Origin of the sequence: Intrasporangium sp. (genome assembly GCF_032907665.1) — a bacterium.
Taxonomy (GTDB): domain Bacteria; phylum Actinomycetota; class Actinomycetes; order Actinomycetales; family Dermatophilaceae; genus Intrasporangium.
In genome coordinates, this window is record NZ_JAJJPG010000214.1 from 1 (window position 1) to 3,901 (window position 3,901).

At 72.9% G+C, this 3,901-nt stretch carries 4 protein-coding genes; 2 read left to right on the forward strand and 2 right to left on the reverse strand.

From position 1 onward, the window contains the following. Positions 1 to 449, forward strand: a 449-nt coding sequence (locus LOY02_RS18300) for an HpcH/HpaI aldolase/citrate lyase family protein (RefSeq protein WP_317183802.1), incomplete at its 5' end; no start/stop codon positions are given. Positions 450 to 462: 13 nt separating this feature from the next. Here the strand turns inward: LOY02_RS18300 and LOY02_RS18305 are convergent. Together LOY02_RS18305 and LOY02_RS18310 are read right to left on the reverse strand one after the other, a co-directional pair. Then, a complete protein-coding gene (locus LOY02_RS18305) occupies positions 463 to 1,128 on the reverse strand; it encodes a response regulator transcription factor (RefSeq protein WP_317183803.1) in 666 nt (221 codons plus the stop codon). After that, positions 1,125 to 3,191, reverse strand: a complete 2,067-nt coding sequence (locus tag LOY02_RS18310; protein WP_317183804.1) for a sensor histidine kinase — start codon at positions 3,189 to 3,191, stop codon at positions 1,125 to 1,127. The genes LOY02_RS18305 and LOY02_RS18310 overlap by 4 nt, the downstream gene beginning before the upstream one ends. A gap of 174 nt (positions 3,192 to 3,365) precedes the next feature. Here LOY02_RS18310 and LOY02_RS18315 point away from each other — a divergent pair. Further along, the coding region (locus LOY02_RS18315) for a hypothetical protein (RefSeq protein ID WP_317183805.1) at positions 3,366 to 3,901 on the forward strand (536 nt) is incomplete at its 3' end.

Genomic DNA, 3,901 nt, shown 5'->3' on the forward strand with positions numbered 1-3,901 from the left:
CCGAGCGCCTCACCGTCTTCGTCATGGGCACGAACGACCTCAACAAGGAGCTCGGCGCCGAGCTGGTGCCCGGTCGGCAGCCGCTGCTCACGGCGCTGTCGATGACGCTGCTCGGTGCCCGGGCGGTCGGCGTGGCCGTCATCGACGGTGTCTGGATGGACGTCAAGGACCTCGACGGTCTGCGTGACGAGTGTGTCCAGGGCCGGCAGATGGGGTTCGACGGCAAGACCCTGATCCACCCGGGGCAGGTCGAGGTGACCAACGAGGTCTTCGCGCCGAGCGCCGAGCAGGTCGAGGACGCCAAGGGCCTCATCGCGGCCTTCGAGGAGGCGGTCGCCCAGGGCAAGGGCGTCGCGACGTACAAGGGCAAGCTCGTGGAGAGCCTCCACGTCGACACCGCCCGCAAGGTGCTCGCGACCGCCGAGGCGATCGAGGCACTCGACTCCTGAGGGAGCCTCGCCGTCAGTGCTGGCCGAGGCCGGCCTCCCGGGCTCGGATGATGACCTCGGCACGGTCGGTTGCCTGCAGCTTGGACAGGATGCTCGAGACGTTGTTGCGCACGGTCTTCGGCGCGAGGAAGAGGGCACTCGCGATCTGCGCGTTGCTGCGGCCGGCGGCAATGAGGTCGAGGACCTCGCGCTCGCGCTCGGTGAGCATGGGGAACTCCGCTGCTCCGGGGGAAGCCGCCGGCGCGGTGAGCAGCTCGCCGATGCGGGCGGCGAGGCTGGCCCCGAAGACGACACCGCCCGAGTGGATGGCCGCGATGGCCCGAGTCACCTCTTCCTGGGCAGCGCCCTTGACGAGGTAGCCACGGGCTCCAGCGCGGATGGCCGACAGGAGGGTGCCGTCGTCCTCGCCCATGGTGAACACCAGGACGCGGACGTCGGGGTGCTCGGCGAGGATCCGGCGCGTGGCCTCGATCCCGTTGAGGACTGGCATCTGCAGGTCCATGACGACGACGTCGGGGCGGTGCTCCGCGACGAGTGCCACCGCCTCGGCCCCGTCGGCTGCCCGGGCCACGACCTCGATGTCCGGGTGTGGCTCGAGGAGAGAGGCCAGCCCGTCCCGAAACACGGGGTGGTCGTCGGCGATGAGCACCCGAATGGGGTGGCTGCGGGTATCGGTCACGCGATCCCTCCCTCGCTCGTCGGCAGCCATGCTCGCACCTCAGTACCGCCCGTGGCGGGACACCGGACCTCACACTGGCCGCCCAGCTCCTCGGCTCGCTCCCTGAGGGAGCGCAGCCCCACGCCGGCCACGACGTCCGCCGCGATGCCCTGACCGTCGTCGACCACAGTGACGACGAGCTGTCCGGCCGAGCGGCTGAGCCGGACCGTGCAGTGCGCGGCGGCGGCGTGTCGGGTGACATTCGCGAGGGCCTCGGAGACGATCCGGTAGGCGGCGACCTCGACGGCTGCGGGCAGGCCGGCCAGGTCGTCGGAGGCGACCTCGACCACGAGTCCACCCGTGCGGGCTCGCTCGGCCTGCTGGTCGATCGCGGCGCGCAGTCCGAGGTCGTCCAGGGCCGGCGGGCGGAGGCCGTGCACGAGGCGTCGGACGTCCGCGAGCGCCTCGGTGATCTCGCTGCGGGCCTGCGCGATGAGCCGGATGCTGCGTTCTGGGTCGGCCGCGACGGCGTTGCCCGCGGCGTCGAGGCGCATGGCGACCCCGCCAAGGACGGGCCCGAGCCCGTCGTGCAGGTCTCGCCTGATCCGGCGTCGGTCCTCCTCCCGGGCGAGGACGAGCTGCTCGCGGGCGTGCTGGAGCTGCTGTGCGAGCACGGTGCTGCGCACGGCGATGGCAGCTTGGCGCACGACGTCGAGCAGGAGGTCACGGTCGCGACGGGAGAGCATGGACCGGATGCCGTCGTCCGGCAGGCTGATCGTGCCGATCGGCTCGCCGCGGTAGGCCATCGGGAAGTCGCGGGTGGCCGCCGTCTCGCGGCCGTGGGTGGCGGTCAGCCGCTCGCCGCCGCCGATGACGACCTCGACCCCGACATAGGGCAGACGGAAGGCCTCGGACACGGCGGCCGCGAGGGTGGGGAGCTGCTCGGCCAGGCTGGGGGACTCCTCGAGCCGCGCGGCGAGGGTCGACACGACGGCGTACCGCTCGCCGCGGCGGCCGAGGAAGCGCCGGCGCACGAGGGACGAGAACCACGTGCGGAGCGGGCTGTAGGCGGTGACGGCGACGAGCAGGACGAGCACGGTGACCTCCCGCTGCCCGAGTCGCCCGTCGAGCACGTCGGTGAGGACGGCGAGGAGGGTGAGGTCGAGGGCGAGGAGGCTGGCCGCGATCCCGGCGTGGACGAGCGTGCCGCCGACGAGCGCGTCGATGTCGCCGAGCTCGGGCCGGACGATGCCGATCACGACCGACACGCTCGTCACCCCGAGGGCCACGAGCAGGGCGGTCAGGCCCACCGGGCCGGACAGGTCGAGGAGCATGACGCCCCCGGCGAGGAGGCTGATGAGGGCAGCCCAGAGGAGCCATCGGAGCTGGGTGCGCTCGGCGCCACTCGCCCGAGCATGCCGCGCGAAGACGACTGCGGCGGCTAACGGCATGGCCGCCGTCGTCAGCGCCTGGGCGACCGTCAGACCGACCTCCACCACGTCTGCCGGGAGGGGCAGCGTGGGCCCGGGGAGCGGCCCGAGCCGCTCGAGGAGCGCGGGCGGGTAGATGAACTCGTCCGGCGCGAGGAGGAGCGCGAGCGGTAGCGCAAGGGACAGGGTCACTGCCGCCAGCGATACGGTGCGCCAACGTCCCTGAACGAGGTGTCCAGAGGGGTAGAGGACGAGCAGGAGGGGCACGGCGACGAGCAGCAGGGACCCCACCTCGGCGACGAACCAGACCGCGAGCCCGGTGCCGGGTAGGGAAGGTTCGCTCGCGAGCCCCTTGACGGCATACGCCTCGAGGACGCCGTCTGCCGTCCAGAGCGCCCCGGTGCCGGCGAGCAGGATGCCGATGCGGTGACGCTCGCGGAACCACAGGATGACCGCACCCAGGGTGCCGACGACGGCGCCGATGGCTGCCGTGAACGCCCCGTGGCCGAGGCTCGCCTCCGCGCGCTGGACGTCACCGCCCTGGAGGTCGAGCAGGGCCGCGAGCACGGTCCCGACCACGAGCGCGAGGACGACGGCGCCCGGCACGCCCGGGGCACGGCGGGTCCCGGTGGCCACGGCGGTTGTCAGCGTCACCGCGCCAGTGTGCCGGTGCACCTGTCCCGCTGTCCCGGGATCGCTGTCCCGAACGTCCGGGACATCGGGTCGGGACGGAAGCCGGGACGCCGCTCCCTGCCACTCGGGCCGTGCGCCTGCGGAGAGTTCATCCCGACGGCGCCAAGGGGGCGCCACCACATCGAGGAGTACGTCATGACCGTCACCCAGAGGCCCGCCCCGGCCCGCTCCGACCTCGGCCCTGCCGCGACACCGGGATCCGCAGGATCCAGACCCTTCGTGGCCCACGGCCGCGTCCTCACGGCCGGTGCGTTGGCGTGGGCGGCCGCCATCGGCGCGTTCGGGCCGGACCCGGCCAAGGAGGCGCTCCCACTGCTGCTCTTCGGCCTCGGGTCGGGACTCCTCCAGGTCGGACTGCTCCTCCTGCTGCGCGTGCTCGACCGCACGCAGGCGCTCGGCACGGGCCGGTTCGCGCGGGCTGTCATCCGGGTCGAGACCGGCCTCGTCGGTCTGGCGATCGCCTCCACGGTTGTCGACGCCATCGGTGTCTCCGACCTGACCCAGCCGGGCTGGTTGCTGCTCGACCTGTTCTGGCCGCTGTCGATGCTCGGCATGTTCCTCATCGGCATCCGCATCGCGATCGCCGGCCGCTGGCGTGGCGCGTCGCGCTTCTGGCCGATGGTGGCCGAGAGCTGGGCCGTCGTGACGATCCCGGTCATGGGCGCGCTCGG